22 protein-coding genes, 1 tRNA gene and 1 other RNA gene are annotated in these 23,444 nt (G+C 58.1%); 10 read left to right on the forward strand and 14 right to left on the reverse strand.

Features of this window, described 5'->3' with window-relative positions; all coding sequences use genetic code 11:
- Nucleotides 1–110 precede the first annotated feature (110 nt).
- A complete protein-coding gene (gene ftsH, locus NC979_RS08955) occupies nt 111–1,880 on the forward strand; it encodes an ATP-dependent zinc metalloprotease FtsH (RefSeq protein WP_190514784.1) in 1,770 nt (589 codons plus the stop codon).
- Nucleotides 1,881–1,956: 76 nt separating this feature from the next.
- Here the strand turns inward: ftsH and NC979_RS08960 are convergent, their stop codons facing one another.
- A complete protein-coding gene (locus NC979_RS08960) occupies nt 1,957–3,153 on the reverse strand; it encodes a Coenzyme F420 hydrogenase/dehydrogenase, beta subunit C-terminal domain (protein ID WP_190514785.1) in 1,197 nt (398 codons plus the stop codon).
- 332 nt (nt 3,154–3,485) lie between these two features.
- On the opposite strand from NC979_RS08960, the gene NC979_RS08965 reads away from it, so the two are divergent.
- On the forward strand, nt 3,486–5,582 hold the full coding sequence (locus tag NC979_RS08965) for a serine/threonine-protein kinase (RefSeq protein WP_242023791.1): 2,097 nt from the start codon (nt 3,486–3,488) through the stop codon (nt 5,580–5,582).
- A 28-nt stretch (nt 5,583–5,610) separates the two neighbouring features.
- Here the strand turns inward: NC979_RS08965 and NC979_RS08970 are convergent, their stop codons facing one another.
- From NC979_RS08970 to gvpA, 6 genes are all read right to left on the reverse strand, one after another.
- Nucleotides 5,611–6,081 (reverse strand): gas vesicle protein K, encoded by a 471-nt coding sequence (locus NC979_RS08970; RefSeq protein WP_190514786.1) that lies wholly within the window; start codon nt 6,079–6,081, stop codon nt 5,611–5,613.
- Nucleotides 6,082–6,133: 52 nt separating this feature from the next.
- On the reverse strand, nt 6,134–6,328 hold the full coding sequence (locus tag NC979_RS08975; RefSeq protein WP_190514787.1) for a hypothetical protein: 195 nt from the start codon (nt 6,326–6,328) through the stop codon (nt 6,134–6,136).
- A gap of 93 nt (nt 6,329–6,421) precedes the next feature.
- Complete coding sequence (locus tag NC979_RS08980; protein ID WP_431191045.1) at nt 6,422–6,772, reverse strand: gas vesicle protein; 351 nt, start codon at nt 6,770–6,772, stop codon at nt 6,422–6,424.
- A 9-nt stretch (nt 6,773–6,781) separates the two neighbouring features.
- Nucleotides 6,782–8,149, reverse strand: coding sequence for a gas vesicle protein GvpN (gvpN, locus tag NC979_RS08985; protein WP_190514788.1), 1,368 nt, complete (start codon nt 8,147–8,149; stop codon nt 6,782–6,784).
- Complete coding sequence (locus NC979_RS08990; RefSeq protein ID WP_190514789.1) at nt 8,146–9,366, reverse strand: hypothetical protein; 1,221 nt, start codon at nt 9,364–9,366, stop codon at nt 8,146–8,148. Before NC979_RS08990 ends, gvpN begins: the two co-directional genes overlap by 4 nt.
- Nucleotides 9,367–9,654: 288 nt before the next feature.
- A complete protein-coding gene (gene gvpA, locus NC979_RS08995) occupies nt 9,655–9,873 on the reverse strand; it encodes a gas vesicle structural protein GvpA (RefSeq protein ID WP_073608715.1) in 219 nt (72 codons plus the stop codon).
- 304 nt (nt 9,874–10,177) lie between these two features.
- Here gvpA and NC979_RS09000 point away from each other — a divergent pair, with 304 nt between their 5' ends.
- Both NC979_RS09000 and NC979_RS09005 read left to right on the forward strand, forming a co-directional pair.
- Complete coding sequence (locus NC979_RS09000; protein WP_190514790.1) at nt 10,178–10,648, forward strand: tetratricopeptide repeat protein; 471 nt, start codon at nt 10,178–10,180, stop codon at nt 10,646–10,648.
- Nucleotides 10,649–10,832: 184 nt separating this feature from the next.
- Nucleotides 10,833–12,197, forward strand: coding sequence for a glutamine synthetase family protein (locus NC979_RS09005; RefSeq protein WP_242023792.1), 1,365 nt, complete (start codon nt 10,833–10,835; stop codon nt 12,195–12,197).
- 50 nt (nt 12,198–12,247) lie between these two features.
- Here NC979_RS09005 and NC979_RS09010 read toward each other — a convergent pair whose 3' ends face one another.
- Nucleotides 12,248–14,053 (reverse strand): ABC transporter substrate-binding protein, encoded by a 1,806-nt coding sequence (locus NC979_RS09010; protein WP_190514791.1) that lies wholly within the window; start codon nt 14,051–14,053, stop codon nt 12,248–12,250.
- Nucleotides 14,054–14,276: 223 nt separating this feature from the next.
- On the opposite strand from NC979_RS09010, the gene gvpF reads away from it, so the two are divergent.
- Complete coding sequence (gvpF, locus tag NC979_RS09015) at nt 14,277–15,011, forward strand: gas vesicle protein GvpF (protein WP_190514792.1); 735 nt, start codon at nt 14,277–14,279, stop codon at nt 15,009–15,011.
- Between the two features lie 73 nt (nt 15,012–15,084).
- Nucleotides 15,085–15,330 carry a gas vesicle protein GvpG gene (locus tag NC979_RS09020; protein ID WP_190514793.1) on the forward strand — a complete coding sequence of 82 codons (246 nt, stop codon included), beginning with the start codon at nt 15,085–15,087 and terminating at the stop codon, nt 15,328–15,330.
- A gap of 7 nt (nt 15,331–15,337) precedes the next feature.
- Here the strand turns inward: NC979_RS09020 and NC979_RS09025 are convergent.
- A tRNA-Gln gene (locus NC979_RS09025) sits at nt 15,338–15,409 on the reverse strand.
- A 262-nt stretch (nt 15,410–15,671) separates the two neighbouring features.
- Between NC979_RS09025 and NC979_RS09030 the strand changes: the two genes are divergently transcribed.
- On the forward strand, nt 15,672–16,907 hold the full coding sequence (locus NC979_RS09030) for a DUF3095 domain-containing protein (protein WP_190514794.1): 1,236 nt from the start codon (nt 15,672–15,674) through the stop codon (nt 16,905–16,907).
- Between the two features lie 45 nt (nt 16,908–16,952).
- Here the strand turns inward: NC979_RS09030 and argJ are convergent, their stop codons facing one another.
- The gene (gene argJ, locus NC979_RS09035) at nt 16,953–18,194 is read right to left on the reverse strand and encodes a bifunctional ornithine acetyltransferase/N-acetylglutamate synthase (RefSeq protein WP_190514795.1); all 1,242 of its coding nucleotides are present in this window, start codon (nt 18,192–18,194) and stop codon (nt 16,953–16,955) included.
- Here argJ and NC979_RS09040 point away from each other — a divergent pair.
- The gene (locus tag NC979_RS09040; RefSeq protein WP_199308627.1) at nt 18,163–18,756 is read left to right on the forward strand and encodes a GNAT family N-acetyltransferase; all 594 of its coding nucleotides are present in this window, start codon (nt 18,163–18,165) and stop codon (nt 18,754–18,756) included. The two genes, argJ and NC979_RS09040, sit on opposite strands and share 32 nt — an antisense overlap.
- 13 nt (nt 18,757–18,769) lie before the next feature.
- Here NC979_RS09040 and NC979_RS09045 read toward each other — a convergent pair whose 3' ends face one another.
- The 4 genes from NC979_RS09045 to minC form a co-directional block, all read right to left on the reverse strand.
- On the reverse strand, nt 18,770–19,177 hold the full coding sequence (locus tag NC979_RS09045; RefSeq protein ID WP_190514796.1) for a (2Fe-2S) ferredoxin domain-containing protein: 408 nt from the start codon (nt 19,175–19,177) through the stop codon (nt 18,770–18,772).
- The gene (gene minE, locus NC979_RS09050) at nt 19,170–19,655 is read right to left on the reverse strand and encodes a cell division topological specificity factor MinE (RefSeq protein WP_190514797.1); all 486 of its coding nucleotides are present in this window, start codon (nt 19,653–19,655) and stop codon (nt 19,170–19,172) included. Before minE ends, NC979_RS09045 begins: the two co-directional genes overlap by 8 nt.
- 53 nt (nt 19,656–19,708) lie before the next feature.
- Complete coding sequence (minD, locus tag NC979_RS09055) at nt 19,709–20,506, reverse strand: septum site-determining protein MinD (protein ID WP_190514798.1); 798 nt, start codon at nt 20,504–20,506, stop codon at nt 19,709–19,711.
- A gap of 207 nt (nt 20,507–20,713) precedes the next feature.
- Nucleotides 20,714–21,667 carry a septum site-determining protein MinC gene (gene minC / locus NC979_RS09060; RefSeq protein ID WP_190514799.1) on the reverse strand — a complete coding sequence of 318 codons (954 nt, stop codon included), beginning with the start codon at nt 21,665–21,667 and terminating at the stop codon, nt 20,714–20,716.
- A 136-nt stretch (nt 21,668–21,803) separates the two neighbouring features.
- On the opposite strand from minC, the gene ssrS reads away from it, so the two are divergent.
- A non-coding RNA gene (gene ssrS / locus NC979_RS09065) (6S RNA) lies at nt 21,804–21,987 on the forward strand.
- 176 nt (nt 21,988–22,163) lie between these two features.
- Nucleotides 22,164–23,417 carry a M16 family metallopeptidase gene (locus NC979_RS09070; RefSeq protein WP_190514800.1) on the forward strand — a complete coding sequence of 418 codons (1,254 nt, stop codon included), beginning with the start codon at nt 22,164–22,166 and terminating at the stop codon, nt 23,415–23,417.
- Nucleotides 23,418–23,444: the final 27 nt, after the last annotated feature.

Raw genomic sequence — 23,444 nt, forward strand, 5'->3', positions numbered from 1 at the left:
TGGAAGGGCGAAGGTTAAGTACTGCAAAATCAAGACAGCGAGCGGTTGACGGGGAGCTTCCCCAGCGCCTCGCACCTTTGAATTCGCCCCTATCCTATAGGACTTGCCCCATGAAAACGGAAACCCCTTTGCAGTTGGTCTATAGCACCTTTGTGGAGCAGGTCAACGATGCCCAGGTGCAACGGGTGACGATCGGGCGCGATCGCATTGACTATACCCTCAAGCCTGAATTTGGCCGTCGCCGCTACACTACGCAACCAGTCGGGTCTACGGATGAGGTGATCAGCAAGCTCAAAAGTCAGGGGGTGCAAATCACCACTGCTCCTGAACCTTTACCGCCAGCGAGCATCGCGGGGTTGATTATTTCGTCAGGTCTGCTGGTTGGAGCCTTGGCCTTGGCCGCAAAATTTAGCAGCGCGGGTGGCGGGGTCGGTACTGCTGTGGGTATGGGTAAGAGTAAGGTCCGTAGCTATAGCAAGAGCAAGACTGGTGTTACTTTTGCCGATGTGGCTGGGGTAGACGAGGCTAAGCAGGAACTGCAAGAGGTAGTCGACTTTTTGGCCAACGGTGACAAGTACCGCAAACTGGGAGCAAAAATTCCTAAAGGGGTGCTGCTGGTAGGCCCTCCGGGCACAGGCAAAACTCTGCTAGCCAAAGCCGTTGCTGGCGAGGCGGGTGTGCCTTTCCTCAGCATGGCGGGCTCGGAGTTTGTGGAAATGTTTGTGGGGGTTGGTGCTTCACGGGTGCGCGATCTGTTCAACAAGGCCAAGCGCCAAGCGCCCTGCATTGTGTTTATTGACGAGCTGGATGCTGTCGGTAAAACCCGTGGCGGCAACCCTGTGGGCGGCAATGACGAGCGTGAGCAAACCCTGAATCAGCTGCTGACCGAAATGGATGGCTTTGACGGCAATGACGGTGTGATTGTAGTTGCTGCCACCAACCGCCCCGAAACCCTAGACCCAGCCCTGCGCCGCCCAGGCCGTTTTGACCGTCAAGTGTTGGTCGATCGCCCCGACAAGAGCGGCCGGTTGGAGATTTTGCAGGTTCACGGTCGGGCTGTCGTCCTTGGTGAAGACGTGAACTTGGCAGAAATTGCGGGTCAAACCGCTGGTTTCGCTGGTGCCGATTTGGCCAATTTAGTTAACGAAGCGGCGCTGATGGCCGCCCGCCACAACCGTCAAGCGGTGCTAATGACCGATTTTATGGAAGCCATTGAGCGGGTGATTGCCGGGCTAGAGAAGCGGTCTAGAGTGCTCACTCCAATGGAGCGGCAGACCGTGGCTTACCACGAAGTGGGCCACGCCCTGGTGGGAGCACTGGTACCGGGCGGCAACCGGGTTACTAAAATTTCGATTGTGCCGCGGGGGCTAGGCGCTCTGGGCTACACCATGCAAATGCCCGAGAATGACCGCTTTTTGATGCTCGAAGACGAATTACGGGGCCAACTCGCCACTCTGTTGGGGGGACGCGCCGCTGAGGAAATTGTCTTTGGCAAGGTTTCCACTGGCGCTAGCGACGACATTCAAAAAGCAACCGACCTGGCTGAGAAAGCGGTGACCGAGTACGGCATGAGTGCCAGCCTCGGGCCGGTGGCCTTTGCTAAAGCCTCGGCTCAGTTTTTAGATGGGGGTAGCGACAGGCGGGTGACTAGCCCCGAAGTGGCTACTGAAATCGATCGCCAGGTGAATTTGCTGCTCAATGGTGCTCGCACGGTGGCGCTGGCGATTCTTCAGCTCAATCGGGGGCTGTTGGAGTCTGCCACGCAAACGCTGCTTGAAACAGAGGTGCTAGATGGTGAACAGCTCAAGGCAGTTTTAGCTCAGGCTCAGGCTCCTGCGGAGTTAAAAGCCTGGTTGGCCCAGGGCAATAGCGTAGTGTAGAAAGTCTCAAGCCCGCTAGGGATGTTTTATCAATGGGGGCGGCGCGATGATCGCGCCGCCCCTTTTTGCCTACAAGTCAATCGGGCAGCTTGTATTGACTGACAATGCGCTTGGCAAATTCGGGCACGTGGGCGGCCAGTTTTTGCGGATAGTTGCGCTTGACGTAGAGATAGTTGCGGGTGAAGTGGGAATCGATCGAAAAGCGGGCGTACTCTAGCCCTTTGGGGCCAATGCGCTCGATCACGACACCCATCAGCTTGGCGGCCCACATGGGCAGGGTAACAGCCTTGTCGTAGGCAGGGATGCTCTGCTGTACGGCGGCCTTGCGATCGCCTACCGACATCACCGGCTGGGTATCGAGCTGGTCCATTACGGTGTCGAGCATGGCCTGGCCGCGATCGTTGCGCACCACGATCCACTGCCAGCCAAAGGGGGCACCCATGTAGCCCACGACTAAATCAGCCAAACCGTTCACATAGTCAAAACAGCTCATGCAGGAGGGGGCAAATACATCCTTGAGCTGGTTGGTCTTGAGGCCAAAGAAGGGCACCGTTTCGGTAGAGCCATCTTCATGCTTGAAGTGCACCCGAAAATCCTGCATGAATTCGTAGTGGACTACCGTGTTGGGCGATCGGCTAGTGGTTTCGAGAAACTTTTGTAGCCCGGCGCGGCTGACGTTATCGACACAGGGGGTGCCCAGCACGTAGAGCTGCTCTAGACCCAACTGCTTTTCCACCGCCCGCAATGCTTGAATTTGGCAGCCGACGCCAATCACCAGCAGGCGCTTCATGCCCGATCGCTCCACCTGTTCTAAGACGGATAGGTTAGGCGATAGGGTGGGCTTATTGACCCGCGCTGCCAAGATTTCTTCGGGGGTGGTAGCGAGGACTGGCTGGGGCTGGAAGCGATCGCTCTCCGTATTCTGAACGCACACCACCCCTTCTACCAACCCTTTAGTCAGCATTTCAATGGCGATGGTGCTCACGATACCGGTCCACTGCGCCCCCTCGATGGGCTGCTGCTTGCGGGCGGCCATCATGTCTTGGTGCACGCCAAAGTAGACATCGTTTTCAGCATCCAGATCGCGACTGCGCCCGTGGGCCTGCTGCTCTAGGGTCGGAAACTGCTGATTGAGAAAGGCGCAGGCCTCTTTGACATAGTGAATGTAGTAGGTGTCGCAAAAGCCGCACTCGCTACAGAGTTCTTTGGCGGGGCGGGTGGCCCCTGGGCGGAGGGCTTTGGCTTTGTTGTGGGAAGGCTGGGCCAGGGTCATAGCGACGGTGGTGGATTGCTCAGTAACAGCTGTTCTTCACCATACCGCACGGGTTTGGGCCGATTGGCGCGATCGCTCAATTATTACGAAATATAGCGCCGGTTTTACCACTTAACGGAACATCAAACGCGTTAGTACCGCAGTAAAAAGGGGGGCGAGACTGCGATCGCCCTAAGTTCTCGCTACGGCTTTTGTTTAGCCTAGGAATTACGCAGCGTCTTTATCCTGCTTCCTTTTGGTTGTGCAGCGTCACTCTGTGCTTTGGCTAGCTGGGCAAAATCCCCCTCTCCGACCGATTGCGGGTTAAATGGAAGTAAGCATAAGCATAAGCTATGCCTCCGCTCCCCGGATTTACCGTTGTGATGATCTGCTGCCTCAATCCCCACTGCGCCCAGCCTAATCACGCTACTCTGGCTGCGGTTTGCCCCACCTGCGGCAGTCCCTTAGAGCATCGTCTCCGGGGCCGCTACCGTCCATTGAAGCTGATTGGCCGGGGTGGTTTTGGGCGCACCTACTTTGCCCTTGATGCCGATCGCCTCAACACCCGCTGTGTAATTAAGCAATTCGCTCCCCAAACCCAGGGCACAAAGTCATTCTTAAAGGCCGTACAGCTGTTCGAGCAGGAAGCGGTAAGGCTGCACGAACTCGGGGAGCACCCCCAAATTCCCACGCTGTTGGCCTACTTTGAGCAAAATAAGTATCTCTACTTGGTGCAGCAGATGATTCAGGGGCGCACCCTGTATCAGGAGATTTCAGCCCAAGCGGCCTACAGCGAGGGCAGCCTACGCCAGCTGCTAGAAGATCTACTGCCCGTGCTGCACTTCATCCACGAGCACGGCGTCATTCACCGAGACATTACCCCGTCGAATATCATTCGCCGCAAAATTGATCAAAAGCCCGTGCTGATCGACTTTGGTGTGGCTAAGCAGTTCAGTGAAGCGATTCGCTACGAGCCGGGCACACGCATTGGCACCGAAGGCTATGCCCCTATCGAACAGCTACGCAGCGGTCAGGCTTACCCCTCTAGCGACCTCTATAGTCTGGGGGCTACCTGCTTGCATCTGCTGACCGGCCGCAAGCCAGAAGACTTATACAGCCCCCAGGAGGGCCGCTGGCTGTGGCAAGAGCACCTGCAAAAACAGGGGCGCACCATTCACGCCGGCCTAGCGGAGGTGCTCAACTACATGACCAAGGATTTGGTTAGCGAGCGTTACCAAACTGCCCAATCCGTGCTGGATGACCTGCGCCGACTGCCCAAGATCGAGGGGGCGGTGCCGGGCTGGGTTTCAAATCAGTCTGGCCAAAGCTTATTTACCGGCATCGATCGCCCCCCCCTGAGCAGGCCAGGTCAGTCGGCTGGCTTGGTCATGCCTACCACCTCGCTGCCTTCCATGGCTGAGCCTCAGGTTCCCCTGGCTGACCCTACCCCGAGTTCCCAGCCTGGGCCAGTTTCTGGCAAACCTGCCTCTGGCTTACCTCGACCTGTAAGCCGACCGCCTATCAGTAACGGCCCCAGCTCGCAGCCGCCTAGTTCTGGCCTGGGCTGGCAGCTCATTGCTACCTTGAAGGGGCACCAGTCGTGGGTTACTGCCCTTGCTTTTAGCGCCCAACAGCCCGTGCTTGTCAGCGGCAGCTTAGATGACAGCGTTCGCATTTGGAACTGGCAGACGGGCGACTTGCTCCACACCCTCAAGGGGCATGTTCGGGGCGTTAACGCTGTGGCTATTGATCGGCGCGGGCAACTACTGGTCAGTTGTGGGGACGATGCGACCATAAAAATTTGGCAGATAGGCGACGGATCGCTACGCCATACCCTCAAGGGCCATTTGCGAGATGTGAATGCGATCGCCCTTGGCCACGGTGGTAACTTGATCGCCAGTGCCAGCGAAGACGGCACCCTTAAGTTGTGGAACCTGAGCCAGGGCACCCTGATTAAAACTCTGCCAGGCTCGGCGGGCATGCTCAAAACCGTGGCCTTTGCCGTTGCTGACCAGCGGCTGGTTAGCGGCGGCCTTGACAATACCGTTCGCGTTTGGGATGCGCAAACTGCGACTACCCTCAAAGTTCTCACTGGCCACACCAATACCGTCAATCAAGTCGCGATTAGCCCAGACGGTCGCCTAATCGCCAGCGCCAGCAAAGACCGCACCGTGCGTCTGTGGGATTTAGCCGCAGGTACCCTATTGCATACGCTCCAAGGCCATACCCAAGAGGTAAATACGGTGGCTTTTTTCCCCGATGGACAGCGGCTGGTCAGTGGTAGCAGCGACGGAACTCTGCGGTTTTGGCACAGCAAAGATGGCACGCTCAAAAATACCCTGTCGGCCCATATGAATCCCGTGCATCAGGTAGCGGTGCAGGCGGGTGGCAAACTGTTGGCCAGTGCCAGTACTGATAAGACTATTAAGCTGTGGCAGTGGCAGCGGTAGCAGAGTGGATGGGTAGGGGGTTTAAGTTTTAGATGGGTTTGGAGGTTAGTACTAGACGCAGCTTGGCGTGGATGAGGTTGAGCTGCGCCATGCCTAGGTCAACGTCGCCTTCGACGACGACACCGGTATCGAGGAGGCGATCGAGCAGCTCTAAAATGGTGGGGTTCTGATTTTTTTGACCGGGGTAGTAGTTGCCTTCTTTGGGCAGCAGGGTGCCGATTTCCCCCAGGTCGATATTGAGGTCGGCCGGGTCTACATCAAAGATTTCGCACATTGAGACGACCTGCTCTTCTAGCTTGCGCAGGCTGTCGGCGGCTCGTTCGAGGTCATTGTCGTTCAGGTCGCCCGATTCCATGCGGCGAATGACCTGAGCTTCCATCAGCTGCCGCACCAGCTCAATGACGGTGAGCAGCAGCGGCGCTAGGCCCGCATCAGTTTTGGCGGGAGGCTGTAGCGCTAACGTGGTCGACAGGTCTGGCTCGGCATTTTCGGAAGTCATAGCCACAGTCTAGTGCATCCCAGGGCAGGCGATTCTGCCTCTATAGCCCTGGCTATGGCCGATTTTGCCACTGCTGTTGAAGCCACTGGCGACGGGCTTCTTCTGCTTGGGCTCGACTTTGTTGTTGGCCTATGCGGCTTGCATCGACTGGGCGTAGGCGATCGCCCTGGCTGCGGCTAGGGACCGAGCGAAAGCTAGGAATTGTACGGCTAGTAGCAATTTGCCGCAGGGTGCGAATCGTCAGCATAGTAGTTCTTTGGGGTGTTGGGTTGCATGGGAAACCCCTGGATTCTTCAAGAACCCAAGGGTTTGTCTGTGGCAAATCGACTGGGTTGCTGGCCTAGCTTACGGGTTCGGCAGAGCGTAGGGCCTTAAGTTCGGCCTCTAAGGTTTCTAAACGAGTTTGGAGCTGTTGATTGGCCTCTAGCAGTTCATTGGTGCGGCTGCTGAGGTAGGGATCGCTCTCCCACCAATTAATACCGATTTCGCGAGCTTTATCGACCGAGGAAATGATCAGGCGAATGCGGATGCTCAGCAGTTCTGTAGAACCGACGGAGACTGAGATATCTCCGGCAATCACAATGCCTTTGTCGAGCACTCGCTCAATGACATCCACCAGGGAAGACCCCTGGGTGGCGGTAGCCATGCTGCGACCGGGTTGGGGGCGGGTCGTGGGGGTAGAGGTGGTCACGGATTACCTTCAGTTAGAACTCAGCTGGTAGCCTTGGAGCTGCCCGTCAGTTTCCTGTTTTTCTATTAAGCCCTGATCGAGCATCGACTTGACGGCATTGACAGCCTGAAAGCGGTTCAAATCTAAGGCTCCCTCAATGTTAACGAGAGATGCGGTGCCGGTCGTGTCGAGATAGTCAAAAATGCGAGTTTCGATATCATCGTTGGGGCTGACCTGCACCTTGAGCACCTCCTCTGGCAAAGACTCGGCTTCAGCGGGTGCTTCTACTATGGTTTCGCTTTGAGTCTCAGGGCTCATGGACTCAGCGAGGTCTTCACCTTGAAGGTCTTGGGCCTCAATGACGGGCTTATCATCAATCGCAACATCGTCCCCGGTAGACTCAACCAGCGGCTCAAGGGGCTGGAGCGGGGCGTCATCCTCTTCTTCACCATGGAAGCGGGCTGCGGGCTGGGCCTCGGGCTTGAGGGTGAGGTCGTTAACCAGCGCGGCCTGGGATACCACAAAGCGGTTGAACAAGTTCCACAGGTGGCGAGTGGCGTCTGAGGCGGGCTCTTTGGAGCGGGCCAGCAGAATGTCGCTGCACACGTCGCGGAAGTCGGCGTTTTCGGCCAGGGGCAAAATGCCGTGGTCGTTGCAGATAGTGGCAATCATGAGACTGGGGCGCAAGCTGGAGACCATGTCTGGGGCGACCGACGACTGGAAGGCCTTGACCAACTGCACAATTTGCAGTGCCGCAGAGCTGTCGATGCCAACCTTTTGCACCAAAATTTGCTGCTGAGCCAGTTCGTCAGGCTCGGGCATGTTGATGGTGATTAGACGGTCCTGGAGCGCATCTTGGGTGCCGTGGACGCCGCAGTATTCTTCGGGGTTAGAGGTGAGAATGGCGCGGAAGTGAGGGCTGACGCGAATGTACTCGGCCCGGTTGTTGCTGGGGGGCAGCACCAAAAGTTTTTCTTCGAGGGCCGACAGCAGCACGTTGTTGACCTCGGGGCGGGAGCGGTTGAACTCGTCGTATACCATGGTGAAGCCTTCGCGGCAGGCCAGGGTGAGTCGTGAGTCAGTCCAGTTGTGACGCAGCTCGTCTTCTACTTTCACAACGCTGTGGATGTAGTTGTCGACCACTTTTTTGCGGGTGTAGCCCGACTGGTTGCCGATCAGGTCTGAGGTTTTGAACTCGTCATCGCCAAACAGCAGCATAATCGGGCGGGCCAGCAGGTCGGCCAGGTGCAGAGCCAGGGTAGTTTTGCCTGTGCCAGCGGGGCCTTTGAGATGGATGGAGTACCCCGATTGCAGGTACCGCAGGGCTCTGATGCTGGTGCGCTCTAGGGTGGGGGTGGAGACAAAGTTGCGGGGGCGGGCTTGGAGAACGGTGTTCACAGAACGGCTTCCTCTTGGACGAGATAGGTACGGTCTTGCTTGACGACGAGGTCTTTTTGGATGAGCGATCGCAGCGCGTCTACCGCCTGAAATCGGTTGATGCCAAGCTCCGTCTCAATTTCGCTGAGACGGGCACCCTGAGCTAGGTGCAGGTAGTTATAAACCACCTCTTCAAGGGAAGGGGGCTCGGGGGCGGGGGGCGGTTCCACAGCCACCGCTGCCGGGGCAACTGGGGTCGTGACGGTGGCAACTGGGGCAGAGCGGGTTGCTGCGACAGCGCGAGCAGGGGCGGTCTTGGCCACGGCCGTTGGGGCCGGAGCAACCTTGGCCGCAGGAGCTGCCTTAGCTGGTGCTGCTTTGGCGATTACGGGTTTTGGCGCAGCTTTAGAGGCCACCTTTGCTGGCGCGGGCTCACGAGCAGGTACCGAAGTAACGGCAGGCCGGCTCGCGGGTGAGGGATGGGCTGGAGTCTGAGCTACGGCAGCGCTGCCCCAAACAACGTGGGAGAGCTGAGCCCGTTGGGCCTGAAGCTGGTGGCGAAAGTCGGCCAGTTCGGTGAACATGGCGTCTACGGAATCGGTGAGGGCGGCGCGATCGCTTTGCCGCTGCTCCTGGTTTACTACAGCTGCCTGCTGGCGCACAACGGTCAAGTCTTTGAGGGTGGCCTGTACCTGCACCTGGAGGTCTTCGACGTAGGCGGTGAGCTGAGGTAGCAGTTCGGCGCGTACCATAGCCTGCTCTTGGCGATAGCCCGCTAGCTCAACAGCCGTTTGGGCCTGAATATTGGCGACCTGTTGCTGCACCTGGCGTAGCTCTTGGGCAATCTCTAGCCGCAGTTCGCTAACGGTAGCTTGAAGTACCTGGCAATCGTAAGCGAGCTGGTCGCGCACCTCAGCGGCACTAATTTCGCGATCGGCTTGGTAGGCTGCGAGCAGCACTTCGGTATCGGCCTGGAGCTGCTGCACGTAATCTTGGCGAGCCTGCTGCCGGGGTAGGATCTGGACAACGCGATCGGCGGTCGTTTGAGCTAGCCATAGGGTAGTGTTGGCGCGCAGGTCGGCCATCAGCTGGTCGAGGTCTTGGCGCAGCCGCACAGCGTGGGTCAGTCGATCAGTCTGCCAGCGCTCTAGGTCAGCAGAGACCTGATCGCGTCGGTTAACCACCTCGCTCTGGCGCAGCTGTCGGGCCGCTTGCCACTGGTCATAAAGTGCTGTCACAGAACTGCTCTCCCTTTAGTGAAAATGAAACGGGGTAAATATGTGGAGAATATTTGAGAACGGCAAGGAGAGGAAATGGCGCGGAGAGAAGAATGTTGCCAGACTCTAAAACTTAGCTATGTTTGAGTGCCTTAGCGAAATAATGAGGCGCTGTTCTGAAGCTTGCCGAGGGCAGAATTGCCGCTAATAGTCGCTATTTAAAGCCTTGAGTTCGTCTGATTTATGGGGCAGCTAAACATCGGTTGATTCAATATTCCGCTGCCCCATTAGGTATCAAAAGCGGCGCTCTTAGGCAGCGGGTACAGCGGCTTGAGCGGTCAGGCCAACAGCTTCGGCGTACTTTAGGTAGGTGTCAACAGAAGCGATTACAACGCGAGCTTCGATAGCCAGCAGTTCAATCCCTACCAGAGAAACACGAACCCAAGCATCGATCACAATGCCTTTATCCAAAATACGGTCAACAACTTCAGCCAAGCTAGAGGAAGAGTTTACTTTTTCAACAGCCATGATTTTGAATCCCTAAACGATTAATGTGTTCAATGAAATTGCAAAGAGAATGCCATTGGATGCACCTGGCTGCTACTGCAAAGAAGCGGTAGAAACAGACTCAGTGCGTAGGGCTTATTCCTTGCACATTTGTAGTCTGCCCATCTGCTTAGAACTGCTCACAACTTTGAAAAAATCAGTTCACTTATTGTTACTTGCAACGCTTTTAGCCCTGAGAGCTAACGGCCAAAACGCTTTTGGGCAGCCAATCTCAGTCAAATACTTGATAATTAAAGGCGCAACACAACGGTTAGGCAAAGGAAGCATGGATGACTCGACTCTAGAAGTGCTGCTGCAGAGCCTGAAGCAGGCTGACGAGTATCAGCGCGAGTTAGCAACCGCTGCTCTCTGGCAGCGCTGGTTTTACCAAAAGGGCGAGGCGGGCAACCAGCGTTTGCAAGACGCTCAGGCTTTAGTGGATAGCGGCCAGCTGGATGCGGCAGAGGCCCTGCTTTCAACTTTGGTGAGCGAACTGCCGGATTTTGCTGAAGCCTGGAATCGCCGCGCGGTACTCTACTTTGTGCAGCGTCGCTACGCGGAAGCTCTAACTGACTGCGAGCGGGTGATTGGGCTGGTGCCCTACCACTTCGGAGCACTCCATGGGCTGGGGCTGTGCCATGCGGCCTTAGGACAGTATGGGGAGGCAATTCAGGCGTTTCGTCGGGCGTTGGTGGTGCAACCCCACGCGCTGGTCAACCAGCGTCTGATTTTAGAATGTACAGCGCAGTTGAGTTAGGAGCCTGGTATGGCTTGCCAACGTCTGGTGGGAGCACCACGGCACCGCATCCATAGATCGCCAGCAATCAGGACCAACCCAAGCAACCTATTCAGTTCCCGTCTTGTTTGGTGAGGGATTTGGAGGGGCCTACTATGATTGGGTTGCTAGAGGCCAAGATTCTTAGGCTCCAGACGACGATTTTATGCCAGACAGGTCTATGCCAGAGAATGCCTCGACGATTTTGAGCCGGCTGCAAGAGGGCAAGGTTCGTTTTGTGCGGGTGGTGTGGTGTGACAACGGCAACGTCATTCGCGGCAAGGCAATCCATGTTGATGCGCTGACGCGGCAACTAGAAAGGGGAGATGCTGTTGCCGTGGGCCTATCGGCGGCGCAGCAGGCAATTCCGGTGGTAGCTGATGCAGTGGCCCCCGGTAGCGGGCTGGGGCCGGTGGGGGAGGTCTGGCTGGTGCCCGACTGGAAGACGCTACAGATGCTTCCCTACGCGCCTGGGCAGGCGCGGGCGCTGGGAGAGATGGTGAAGGATGGCCAGCCCTGGCCCTGGTGTTCAAGGCAGTTTCTCAAGCGCATGGTGCAGCGGGCGGGCGATCGCGGGTTGACGATCAAAGCGGCCTTTGAGCCGGAGTTTTACTTGCTTAAGCAACGTGACCCAGACGTTCTTCCTGTCGACAATCTGCCCTTTGCCACTACGCTGGCGATGGATCTGCACCAGGAGGTGGTGATGGCGATCGCCGCTGCCCTCAACGCACAGGGCATGGCCGTAGAGCAGTATTACCCCGAGTCGGGGCCGGGGCAGCAGGAAATTTCGGTGCGCTACACCGATGCCTTAGCTGCCGCCGATCAGCAGGTGGTTTATCGCGAGACGGTAAAGGCGATCGCCCACCAGCACGGTCTAGTTGCTTCCTTTGTGCCCAAGCTGTTTGAGTCCTGTGCAGGCAGCGGGTGCCACCTGCACTTGAGTCTGTGGGAGGGAGAGCAAAATCTGATGCCCAATGGGGCTGGTGGGCTCTCCGACACTGCCGGCTCCTTTACCGCTGGGCTACTGCATCACCTACCCGCCCTGATGGCGATCACCACCCCCAGCCCCAACTCCTATCGGCGGCTACAACCCCACAGCTGGAGCGGCGCCTACGCCGCTTGGGGCTTAGACAATCGGGAGGCGGCGCTGCGAGTGCCGAGCAATTTTTCGCTGCCCAGCCCCACCCATCTGGAGCTGAAGACGGTGGATGGGGCGGCAAACCCATATCTGGCGCTGGGAGGGGCGATCGCTGCCGGTCTCGACGGCATTGCCCAGGGCTATTTGCTGCCGGAGTCGGTGCAGCAAGACCCGGGGAGTTTGTCGGAGGAGGAAAGGGGCGATCGCGGCATTGCCCTGCTGCCTCGATCCCTAGCGGAGTCTCTCGCTGCACTGGAGGCCAATCCTCTCCTGTTGGATGCTTTGGGCGCACCGCTAGCCCAAACCTATCAGGCGGTGCGGCGAGCAGAGTTAACCGCCATGGCAGGCATGACTTTGGAGGCCGAGGTTAGCCTACTGCTCGATCGCTACTGAGCCACGCCATCCTAGCAGGGTGCATCGCCGCCCAGAACCCAAAAGACAGGCTACTCAACAGTTAGTTCATGGATGTTCCAAAGGGCGCCACCGAGGGCCGTAAAATTCACCCCCTGCACCCGGTTGCGCACAGCGGTGAGCGATAGGTTGTTGATCAAGTACATAAACGGCAGGTATTCCTGGGTGAGCTGCTGGGTTTCTTTGTACAGCTCAAAGCGCTCGTCTTCGTCGATCACCTGAGCGGCTTGGATGTAGAGATCGGCAATGCGGCGCTCCCAGTCGGCGGCCTGCCAACCCTCCAAGGGGTCTTGACCAGGGCCAGCGTTCTGGTTAAACGCGTGGAGGGCTCCGTCGAGGAGCCACACGTTAGCACCACCGTTGGGTTCTGTGCCGCCCGTTAGGCCCAGCACCAGCGCCTCCCATTCCAGGCTGTCGGTGAGGCGATCGACTAGAGAGTTAAAGGCCAGTGGCTGAAAGTCCACTTGAATGCCCAGCTTGGCAAGATCATTCTTAATCTGCGCCCCGATCGCTTCGCGAATTTTGTTGCCAGAGTTCGTGATCAGCGTGAAGCGCACCCGGTTGCCCTCGGCATCGAGCAGGTTGTTGGCCGCGTTGTACTGAAACCCATCGGCCAGCAGCAGCTGCTTTGCTTTTTCAAGGTCGTAGTCGTAGGTGCGAATGCCCATCTCGGGTGGAGCAAAGAAGGGGCTGGGCACCGACATGGGTGAGGTCTGGGGTTGCCCCAAGCCCTGAAAGATGTTGTTCACCATGGTCTGGCGATCGATGGCGTAGGAGACCGCCTGGCGAAACGCTACGTTGTTGAACCAGGCCGATTTAACCGGGTTGACCAAAGGCTTACCGTTGCGGCTAGCGCGGTTGAGGTTAAAGGCAAAAAAGTTGGTGCCCATGCCTGGGCCGCCATTGTAGATGGTGAAATCGCCGCGCTCTTCTTCGCGCTTGAGCAGCGAGAAAAAGTCGGGCTGCACGCTCTCCAGGTCTAATCCGCCCGAGCGAAACTGGAAGAAAGCCGTATCGGTAGAGCCGACAATTTGCCAGACAATCTGCTCAATGTAGGGCTGCTGGTTGCCCTGGTCGTCTTTTCGCCAATAGTAGGGGTTGCGCTCAAAGACCAGCCGCTCCCCAGAAATATATTGGGCTAAGCGGTAGGGGCCATTGCCCACGATTTTCTTGGGGGCCGTGTCGGTGCCCCAGGTCGAAAGAAACAGGGGGTTGCCTTGGCCATCGGTGCCCTCTACTGTGGGCCGCAAAATATGGGCTGGAATAACTTCTAAAGACGTGTTTTGTAGCATTGGGGCAAAGGGCTCGGGCAGCGTAAACTGCACCCGGCGCTCGCCCACCTTGCTGACCTGCGGAAAGCGCCCTTCGGTGCCAATGCGAAATCCGTCGCGGCTATTGGTCGGAATGGCTGGATTGAACAGCACATCATAGGTAAAGACCACGTCGTCTACGGTCAGGGGCTCGCCATCAGACCAGCGCAGCCCGTCGCGCAGGGTAAACACCAAAATGGTGCCGTCGTCGGAGATCTCCCAGCTTTCGGCCAGGGCGGGTACGGTCTCACCACTAATCCCGTCGGTGGTGGTTAGCCCCTCAAAGGTCAACCCAAAAATATTGGGCGACTCCTGACTGAGAATGGGGTTGAAGGTTTTTGGGTCGCTCAAAGCGCTCAGCACCAGGCGGGGCACATCGGCGCTGGCCCGGGCAAATCGAGTCGGGTCGCAGCCGGTACTGGCTATACCAACCAAAATCACTAGCATCAAGGCTACAAGTCGCTTAATCTGACTGTGCCCGGTAATGAGACTGAGCCGATCTGGGGTTGTATGCGATGCCGTTGTCATGGTTGTGACCTCCTAACCCGCCAAGACAATGCCTCACACACTATAGCGAGTTACTCCTAGAGATTTTCACTCGCAGCGGTTTGAGTTGCGATCGCCCTAAGCGCAGTCTTTCCCCGGCGTTGGACTCTAAAAGCGGTGGCCCAACTACCCAGCAGCTTTGACTACCCTGTCGAAGGCTTTGAGGGTTTGGGCATCCTAGGCGCATCCCCCAAGAGACTGTCCTATGGCTGATCGCTACTATCTTTACGGTATTTTCCCGGCCCCTGGCCCCGCCGAGCTACCCCTGATGGGTTTAGACGAGCAGGTGGTGCAGACTCAACAGCTGGGCGACTTTACCTTTCTCTATTCCCTGGCTTGCCAGAAGCGCTACCTGTCGAGCCGCAAAAATCTGCTGGGCCACGAGAAGGTGCTGGAAGCTGCTATGGAGCAGGGCCACCGCACGCTGCTGCCGCTTCAGTTTGGTCTGATTGTCGAGAGCTGGGACCAGGTGCAGGAAGATTTGGTGACTCCCTATGCTGAAGACCTGACTCAGTTGTTTGGGCGACTTAACGGCTGCCGGGAGGTGAGCGTTAAGGTGCAGTGGGAACCCTCCACCGAGCTGGAGTTGATGATGGCCGAAAATGCTGACCTGCGGGCCCAGCGCGACCAGCTAGAGGGTACGCAGCTGGGTATGGAGCAGGTGATCTTCATTGGTCAGCAGATTGAAGCAGCCTTGGAGGAGCGCAAGCAGGGAATTGTTGACCAGTTTCGCCAAGCGCTGTCCCCCCTGGCGAAGGACGTGCTCGAAAACGCGCCCCAAACCGATGTGATGATTTACAACGCTGCTTTCTTGATTTCCTGGGAGAGCGAGGCCGAGTTTAGCCAGGCGGTGGAAGCCATAGACGGCACCTTTGGCGATCGCCTGCGCATTCGCTATAACAATTTCACTGCTCCCTACAACTTCGCCCAGCTCAACTAGGGGTCTAAGGTTTGGGTGCGAGGTGTTCCTTGCATCCTAAACCCTATACCTTGCACCTTAATATTCCTTTTTTATGCTGTTTAAACTTCTTTTTGCGCCGGTGCTTGGCCCCGTCGAGGGCATTAGCTGGGTTGCCAACAAACTGCTAGAGCAGGCCGATGTGGCCACCAACGATCTTGAAAGTCTGCAAAAGCAGCTGCTTGCCCTCCAGCTCGCCTTTGACATGGGGGAGGTGGCTGAAGCCGATTTCGAAATTCAGGAAGAAGAAATTCTCCTCGCCATCCAAGCCATTGAGGATGAGGAAGACGAAGATGAGTGACTCAAAACTGGGGTGCTAGGATTCGAACCTAGGAATGCCGGGACCAAAACCCGGTGCCTTACCACTTGGCGACACCCCATTGCTTTCGCTTTGATAATATAGCAGGTTGCGTGGCGCTACTGTCAATATTATTTGAAAACTTGGAGCCAGAACCTGCCCTCTCTTTGAAGCGATGTATCAGTCCCTTCTAGGATCGAGGTATGAGCACAGTATACAAAGATATGGTGTAGCTCACGTCTGGCATCCTGAGAGCTAGCAATTTGGGTTTCACAATATGTAGAAACAGGTAGTTTACCTCGGGTCTTTTAGCGCATCGTTACTGCCAGTTGGGCTTGCTCTCCATGTCTTCTGACACGTTCTACGCCGACCTACCGCCCCTCAAGCAATTTTTAGAATTAGCCAACCCTCAAAACTACGTTGAGGCTCCAAACGATTGGTACGTGTTGATTACCGATGTGGTCGATTCGACCCAGGCGATCGCGCGAGGACAGTACAAAGAGGTCAACGTGCTGGGGGCCAGCTCGATTATGGCGGTGCTCAACGCCACGGCTCCCCTGGAGATTCCCTTTGTGTTTGGGGGCGACGGAGCGCTGCTGTTGGTGCCCCCTGGGGCAGTGCAGGCGGCCCGGGAGGCGCTGCTGGGCGTTCGGGCGCTGGCCCATGAGTCGTTTGGGCTAGATCTGCGGGTAGGCATTGTGCCGCTGGCGGCGATTGCTCCCCAGCACCCGGTGCGAGTGGCAAAAATTCGCCTTAGCCCCAGCTATTGCCAAGCCAGTTTTATCGGTGGTGGCCTCACCTACGCCACTGAATTGATTAAAACCGATTCGACTTATCGGCTAGATGCGCCGGGCGATCGGTCAACTACCAACCTGGCTGGGCTGGAGTGCCGCTGGCAAGACATCCCCAGCCTCCGGGGCCATACTCTGAGCCTGATAGTGGCGGCGCTGCCCAGCGGTGGCTATGTCAATGAATATCTGTATCGAGAAGTTCTGGAAATCATTGGCAAAATCTACGGCGAGGGAGAAAGCTATCACCCCGTCGCCCCATCGGCCCTCAATCTATCGATCAACCCAAGGCGGGTGCGGGCCGAGGCAAAAGCTAGAGCCAAAAGTGCTAAGTGGGGCGATCGCGTCGCTTACACCGCTCGAGCCTATCTGGAAAGCCTCTTAGGTTTAGGCCTGATGCGGTTTGACGTGGAAGCGGGCGGCGTTGACTGGGGCCGCTACAAAGCCTCGGTGCGGGCCGCCTCAGACTATCAAAAAATTGACGATATGCTGCGCATGGTGATTGCCGGCAGCCCTGCCCAGACCGACCAGATTGTTGCTTACCTGGAGAGTCGGCTGGCCCTGGGCCATTTGGTTTATGGGGTGCATGTATCCGACCGAGCGCTGATGACCTGTCTGATTATGGATCGGCGCGATCGCCACTTTCACCTGATTGATGGAGCCGATGGCGGCTACGCCCTGGCCGCCCAGCAGCTTAAGGCTCGACTTCAGGGTAAAGCCCAAAACTGGCAGGCCTACTCGCGTCTGGCCCGCCGTCGCCAGCAGCTGGGACGGGGGGCGCGGCAGCCCTAGAATAACGACATAGGCATTTTCAGCGAACCTAGCAACCCTAGGCGGCTATGTCGTATATTCGGCGTTGATCTTGACGTAGTCGTAGCTCAGATCGCAGCCCCAGGCCTGGCCGCTGCCGGGGCCATCGCCAATGCTGACCTGAATGGCAACGGTATCGGTCTTAAGGTATTCGCCTTGGGTAGCGGCTGTCAGGTAGGTGCTAGCGGTGGGGCGATCGAAATCTAGGGGCTGGCCGTGCTCCATTAGCAAAAAGTCGCCCAGCTGCACCCGCAGGTCGCTCTGGTCGAAGGTGACGCCAGCTCGGCCCGCGGCGGCGGCGATGCGGCCCCAGTTGGGGTCGTGGCCAAAGATGGCTGCCTTGACTAGGGATGACCCGGCAATGGTCTTGGCTACCTGACCCGCAGCGGCGGCGGTAACGGCCCCCGTGACGGTGACTTCGATCAAACAGGTGGCCCCTTCGCCGTCGCGGGCGACGCACTTGGCTAGGTATTGGCAGACGGCGGTGAGCATGGCCTCGAGTTGGTCGGCCTCGGCCCCTTCGTCAGTGATGGCCGGGGTGCGCGACTCGCCGTTGGCTAGGGCGATTAGGGTGTCGTTGGTGCTGCTGTCGCCATCGACGGTGATCTGGTTAAAGCTGCGATCGGCGGCGCGGCGCAGCATGTCTTGCCACAGGGTAGGCGACACGGTGGCGTCGCAGGTGACGAAGGCCAGCATGGTGGCCATGTTGGGGTGAATCATGCCCGAGCCTTTAGCGATGCCGCCAATGCGCACGGGGCGATCGTGAATGGTGGTTTCCAGCGCCACCGATTTGGTTACCAGATCGGTGGTGATGATCGCCTCAGCGGCGGCATCGGAGCCTTCAAACGACAGACTTTCGACCAGCTTGGGAATGCCCGCCTTGAGCTGGTCTATTTTGATGCGCTGGCCAATTACCCCAGTTGAGGCAATCAGCACGGCCTCGGGAGGGAGGTTGAGGGCTGAGCCGAGGGAAGCGGCACTTTCGATCGTATCGACCCAGCCCTGGTTGCCGGTGCAGGCGTTGGCCTGACCGGCGTTGATGAGAATGGCGCGGGCGCTGGGGCGAGCTTCGAGGCGCTGACGGCAGTAGTCAACGCAGGCAGCGCGCACGTGGCTGGTGGTAAAGACCCCCGCTGCGATCGCCTCACAATCTGAATAGATTAGCGCCAGGTCGGGCGCACCAGAGGGTTTGAGCCCTGCGGTAATTCCTGCTGCCTGGAATCCTTTGGGTGCCGTAATGCCCCCTTCAACCACCCGCCAGTCTGCCATGCTGTTGTTACCCCATAGGTCTGCCGGGGATTATACCAAGCTTCTGTGGGGATGCCGCTGGACGTTCAAACACCAAATCATGCCCGCGATCGCCATTGTCAACTGTGCAGAGCTTCAGCGGCAAGCTATCGAGCATCTCGTTGAAGAGAGCCTGCGGGAGAGATTTCGGTTTGTGCAGCGGCTGGTTGAGGAGTATGACAGCGGCGTAAATCGCTTCGACCAGCCTGATGAGGCATTGCTTGCAGTCATCGTGCAGGGGGCGATTGTCGGCATTGGCGGATTCAATCGCGATCCCTATTTCCATGACCCAAACGTGGGGCGATTGCGGCATGTGTACGTTGAAGCTGCCTGGCGCAGGCAGGGGGTAGGGCGGTTTTTGGTCACTGCCCTCATGGATGTAGCCCAGCCGCACTACCAGCTTTTGACCCTGCGCACGGATACCGCTGCTGCCGATGCGTTTTATCAAACCCTAGGTTTCAAAACTGAGCCGTGCTGGACCCACACTACCCATCATCTACAGCTCGGGGATGGTGGCGATTATCAACCTGGGGTTATCAGCTAATGCGATCGCGCCTTCAGGTCTCCACTGTGGAGGCGAGAGGATGTTCCAGGAAAGCAAACTCAGCGACAACCTGACCGCCAATTAAGTGCTCTTGAATGATGCGTTCAATCACCGCTGGGGTGGCGCTGTGGTACCAGACACCGTCGGGATAGACGAGCAAGATGGGGCCTTTGTGGCAAACTCGCAGGCAGTTGGCCTTGGTGCGAAAAACAGAGGTCGGTCGCTCTGCCGTGGGTCGATCTAGCCCCAGTTCCTTTAAACGGTTTTTGAGATAGTCCCAGGCGACGATGCTCTCGGCTTTGTCGCAGCACTTCGGTTTGGTCTGGTCGGCACAGATCAGGACGTGTCGCTGAATCGTATTGAGCGCCAAAGCCTCTACACAGGCGGCCAGAGAATCACAGGTGTCGGGGGCGCTACTCATCAGGGGCGATCGCAGGTTTTGTGGGGTCAGTGGCTGCTGGAGATTCGGGCGATGCTAGGGCTTCAGAGGACGCTGCGGGCTCTACAGCCTTGGCGGGCTCAGGTACAGCAGACTCGGTGCTGGAGGGTACAACGCTGGTGGCCGTGGTCTCGGATGCCGGCGCAGGTGCGGCGGCAGGTTTAGGGGGAGGCAATTCCTCAACCGGAGGCAGCTCGGGGCGCACCCGGCGAATGGGCAGATTGGCGATCAGCGCCGTCATTCGCTGGTCGCTTTCGAGGGTGAATTCTAAATGCTCTTGGTCAAGCTCGACGTAGCGGGAGACCACGGCGAGAATCTCCTGGCGCATTTTTTCGACCATCTCGGGGGTGAGGTCGGCGCGATCGTGGGCCAGCACAAACTGTAGCCGCTGCTTGACCTCAGCCCGGGGGGTGATGGTGCGGCTGCGGTTAAACAGCTTATCGAGAAGTTCACTTAGCATCGGCACTGGCGGCTAGGTAGAAAAAACATCAAACACCGTGGCAACAAACGGCCCTAGCCCCTAAAGAAGCGGCGCAGGCGGCTGAACAAATCATCATGGGTAGCGTTGAGGTCAATGAGGGGCACCTCTTCACCCAGCAGGCGGCGGGCCACATTGTTAAAGGCGACCCCGGCCATGGAGAGCTCTTTGTCGAGCACCAGGGGCTCGCCCCGGTTCGATGAGACAATCACCCGCTCGTCGTCGGGCACCACGCCCAGCAGGGGCACAGCGAGAATATCGAGCACGTCGCGTACCGACATCATTTGGTCTTCTTGCACCATTTTGGGCTTGATGCGGTTGATCAGCAGCTTAGTGAACTTCACATCGTTGGCTTCGAGTAGACCGATCACCCGGTCGGCGTCGCGCACGGCAGAAATTTCGGGGGTGGTGACGACGATCGCCTCTTTGGCCGGGGCGATCGCATTCTGAAAGCCCATCTCGATGCCCGCTGGGCAGTCGATCAAAATAAAGTCGTTGCTGGGGGCTAGCCCTGCCACCAGCTGCTTCATTTGCTCGGGGGTAATGGCTTCTTTGTTGCGGTTTTGGGCGGCAGCTAGCAGGCCGAGGGTGGGCTGGCGCTTGTCTTTGACTAGGGCCTTTTCGACCGTGCAGTCACCCGCCAATACGTCGAGGGCGGTGTAGACGATGCGGTTCTCGAGACCCAACAGCAGGTCGAGGTTGCGCAGGCCAAAGTCGGCATCGACGACGGCGACCCGCTGGTTCCGCTGGGCCAGGGCCATGCCCAGGTTGGCGGTGCAGGTGCTCTTGCCAACGCCTCCTTTGCCCGAGGTCATTACGATAATGCGAGTCATGGACGAACCCAACTTTCCTTAAAGAACCAACTACCCGACGAAAACAACCGTTAATAATACGCTATGGGTGCAGGCTGAGAACTGCGAATTTAGTCGATCTATAAGGTGCAGGGTTTAGGGTATATGGCTAAAAGACTGCCGTGAACCTTACGCCGTAAACCTTGAACCCCATTCACCTGTCACCTTTGGCTGAGCAGACTACTAAACCTAAAACCCATCAGTTGGCTGTGCGCCCTGTTCTAGGGTGGCGTTGAAGTTTTGGCGGGCAAAGGCCTGGGCTTGAGCAATGCGGATGCCGTTGTTGCCCACGTAGGCCACTTCGGGTAAGTAGTCTCCGATGGGGCCATCGGGGGCGCGGGCTACCAGATCGGCTAGACGTAGCTGAGTAGGGTGCATTTGCAGGGCCATGATGCAGCGGCTGCGATCGCCCCCCGACCCCGCGTGAGCCGTCCCCCGCAGCCGCCCCCACACTAAAATGTCGCCCTCTGCCACCAGCGAGCTGCCGGGGTTGACATCCCCCAGCACAACGATGGTGCCGGGATGGCGAATTTCGACCCCGCCCCGCAGGGTAGTTTGCAGGTATAGCGGTTCGGCTAGGGGCTGGCCAGGGGCCGGCGGCGACTGCACCAGGGTGTCTTCGGCGGCCAGCTGATCGACGGAGTAGCCGGCGGCCACAGCGGCCATGGCGGTCTGACGACGGCTGGTAGCGACTCGCTTCAGGGTGAGCTGGGCAGCGGTCAGAATTTCTTCTAGAGTCTGGAGCTGGCGGGCATCGAGCAGGCGATCGCGGGCGGCCAGGTGCACCACGGTATTGGGCTGCCAAAAAGGCTCGCTGCCATTCAGCCGCTGTTTAAAGTGCTGCAACAGTTCTCCCCACGACAGGGCACCGCCCTCAGCCTCGGCCTGGGGGCCGTTGGGCATCAGTAGCACCAGGTGCTCGCCGTCGTTGCGCAGCCGCAGCTGGGTGCGGGGGTCTATGGGGGGGGCGGGCACGGGGGCAGCGTCCGCCGCAACCTCAGGGCTGTCCGAGACCTCTGAATTAGTTTGGGCAGCGGCCTCGGGAATATCCGAAGGCGCTGGAGTAGAGGCATTGGCCGAGGCTAAATCTGGGTCGGCGGCGGCCTCGGTTACAGCTAGGAAAGCAGAGTCATCAGGAACCATAGGGGGTTGCGGAGGTTGAAAACACTGGGCTAAGCCCGGTGCTGCCATATTAGATCACGGTGGTAGTGATGGCGGATCGGTTAAGGTCGGTTTTCCCCTTGCGGTTTGTCCCGGGCTGTTGGTTATAGTAGAGGAGGTCTCACTACGGCGTTGGTGACTACCAACAATGTTTGTCGATCTATGTTTGTTCCGAACGGGAGCCAAGTTGCACCGGCGGCAGTAGACCGAGCTTGTACTCGGAAACTTTAAGCCAAATGCCACGGCACCCCCCTGGTTTTCCCAGGTCGGAAACTGAGGTAAGACGGCGTTGCGGTGAGGCCTTCAAAATTTTTGACATTCCCCTGTCTCTCGCAGATGGGGGAATTGCTTTTGAAATGTGATTTAGCTTACTTGAGCGCTAGTATTGACAGCATAGCTAGCCTCGAATCTAGATACTGCGATCGCTTAGCAGGTCGGCTTCAAGGTGGCTTGGTGGTTTCTTGTAGGGCCCGCACCGTTGAATTCGGTTGATTTTCCCGCCAGTGTAATTCGCTTGGAGAATGGGCTGACCCTGATCCACCAGGAGATTGCGGCAACGCCCGTAGTTGTGGCCGATGTGTGGGTGAAGGCCGGGGCCATTACTGAACCCGCGGAGTGGGCGGGCATGGCCCACTTTCTAGAGCACATGATCTTTAAGGGCACCGATCAGCTGCCGCCAGGGGTATTTGACTATGCGATCGAAACCCAGGGAGGCATGACCAACGCGGCCACCAGCCACGACTACGCTCACTTTTACATCACCATCGCGGCCGACATGCTGGCCCAGACCCTGCCCTACCTGGCCGATCTGCTGCTGCACGCGGCGATCCCCGCCGATGAGTTTAGCCGTGAGCGGCAGGTGGTGCTCGAAGAAATTCGCCAGGCTCAGGATGACCCCGACTGGTTAGGCTACCAGGCGATGTCGGAGCTGGTGTACCAAGACCATCCCTACGGTCGCCCGGTGCTGGGTACGGCGGAAACCTTGCAGCAGCGATCGCCCGAAGAGATGCGCTGCTTTCACCAGGCCCACTATCAGCCCGACAACATGACGGTGGTGATTACGGGCGGCATTCCCCTGGAGCCCACGGTGGCGATGGTCAAGCATGCCTTTCGCGGCTTTGCTTCCCCACCGCCCTGTCCAGCGGCGGCGATCGCGCCCATCCCCTCCCTGCCGGGGGTGCGTCGCGAAACCCTTCACCTGCCCCGCCTTGAGCAGTCGCGCCTGTGCATTGCCTGGCTGGCCCCGGGCATTGCCCAGCTCGAAACTGCCTACGGCTTAGACCTGCTGGCGGCCATTCTGGCAGAAGGGCGATCGTCTCGCCTAGTGCGCGAGCTGCGGGAAGACCGCCAGCTGGTGCAGGACATCAGTACCGGATTTTCACTCCAGCGCGATTGCAGTCTGTTTACCATTCAGGCCTGGCTCGACGGCAAGGATGTGGACCGGGTGGAGGCGATTGTGTGCGATCGCATCAGCGAACTAGCGGCTAAACCGATCACCGATGCCGAACTGGCCCGCGCTAAGCGCCTGCTGTGCAACGATTACGCCTTTTCGACCGAAGCTCCGGGGCAGCTGGCCGGTCTCTATGGCTACTACGGCACCGTTACCAACGCCGACCGCTGTCTCAGCTATGTCCCCACCCTAAAGCGCTACACCGAGGAGCGCCTGCGTCAGCTAGCCGCCCAGTACCTTACACCCCTGCGCTATGTATCCACTATTTTGCGTCCAGCCTGATGCCGCCTGGGCAGACTATAGTTAGAC

The sequence above is a fragment of the Leptolyngbya subtilissima AS-A7 genome, assembly GCF_039962255.1.
In the GTDB taxonomy this organism is placed as follows: Bacteria; Cyanobacteriota; Cyanobacteriia; order Phormidesmidales; family Phormidesmidaceae; genus Nodosilinea.

Excerpts from the sequence above, each read along its gene's own strand:
- ftsH (WP_190514784.1), top strand. The coding sequence starts at position 111 with ATGAAAACGGAAACCCCTTTGCAGTTGGTCTATAGCACCTTTGTGGAG.
- NC979_RS08960 (WP_190514785.1), bottom strand. The coding sequence starts at position 3,153 with ATGACCCTGGCCCAGCCTTCCCACAACAAAGCCAAAGCCCTCCGCCCA.
- NC979_RS08965 (WP_242023791.1), top strand. The coding sequence starts at position 3,486 with ATGCCTCCGCTCCCCGGATTTACCGTTGTGATGATCTGCTGCCTCAAT.
- NC979_RS08970 (WP_190514786.1), bottom strand. The coding sequence starts at position 6,081 with ATGACTTCCGAAAATGCCGAGCCAGACCTGTCGACCACGTTAGCGCTA.
- NC979_RS08975 (WP_190514787.1), bottom strand. The coding sequence starts at position 6,328 with ATGCTGACGATTCGCACCCTGCGGCAAATTGCTACTAGCCGTACAATT.
- gvpA (WP_073608715.1), bottom strand. The coding sequence starts at position 9,873 with ATGGCTGTTGAAAAAGTAAACTCTTCCTCTAGCTTGGCTGAAGTTGTT.
- NC979_RS09000 (WP_190514790.1), top strand. The coding sequence starts at position 10,178 with ATGGATGACTCGACTCTAGAAGTGCTGCTGCAGAGCCTGAAGCAGGCT.
- NC979_RS09005 (WP_242023792.1), top strand. The coding sequence starts at position 10,833 with ATGCCAGACAGGTCTATGCCAGAGAATGCCTCGACGATTTTGAGCCGG.
- NC979_RS09010 (WP_190514791.1), bottom strand. The coding sequence starts at position 14,053 with ATGACAACGGCATCGCATACAACCCCAGATCGGCTCAGTCTCATTACC.
- gvpF (WP_190514792.1), top strand. The coding sequence starts at position 14,277 with ATGGCTGATCGCTACTATCTTTACGGTATTTTCCCGGCCCCTGGCCCC.
- NC979_RS09020 (WP_190514793.1), top strand. The coding sequence starts at position 15,085 with ATGCTGTTTAAACTTCTTTTTGCGCCGGTGCTTGGCCCCGTCGAGGGC.
- NC979_RS09030 (WP_190514794.1), top strand. The coding sequence starts at position 15,672 with ATGTCTTCTGACACGTTCTACGCCGACCTACCGCCCCTCAAGCAATTT.
- NC979_RS09040 (WP_199308627.1), top strand. The coding sequence starts at position 18,163 with ATGCCCCCTTCAACCACCCGCCAGTCTGCCATGCTGTTGTTACCCCAT.
- argJ (WP_190514795.1), bottom strand. The coding sequence starts at position 18,194 with ATGGCAGACTGGCGGGTGGTTGAAGGGGGCATTACGGCACCCAAAGGA.
- NC979_RS09045 (WP_190514796.1), bottom strand. The coding sequence starts at position 19,177 with ATGAGTAGCGCCCCCGACACCTGTGATTCTCTGGCCGCCTGTGTAGAG.
- minE (WP_190514797.1), bottom strand. The coding sequence starts at position 19,655 with ATGCTAAGTGAACTTCTCGATAAGCTGTTTAACCGCAGCCGCACCATC.
- minD (WP_190514798.1), bottom strand. The coding sequence starts at position 20,506 with ATGACTCGCATTATCGTAATGACCTCGGGCAAAGGAGGCGTTGGCAAG.
- minC (WP_190514799.1), bottom strand. The coding sequence starts at position 21,667 with ATGGTTCCTGATGACTCTGCTTTCCTAGCTGTAACCGAGGCCGCCGCC.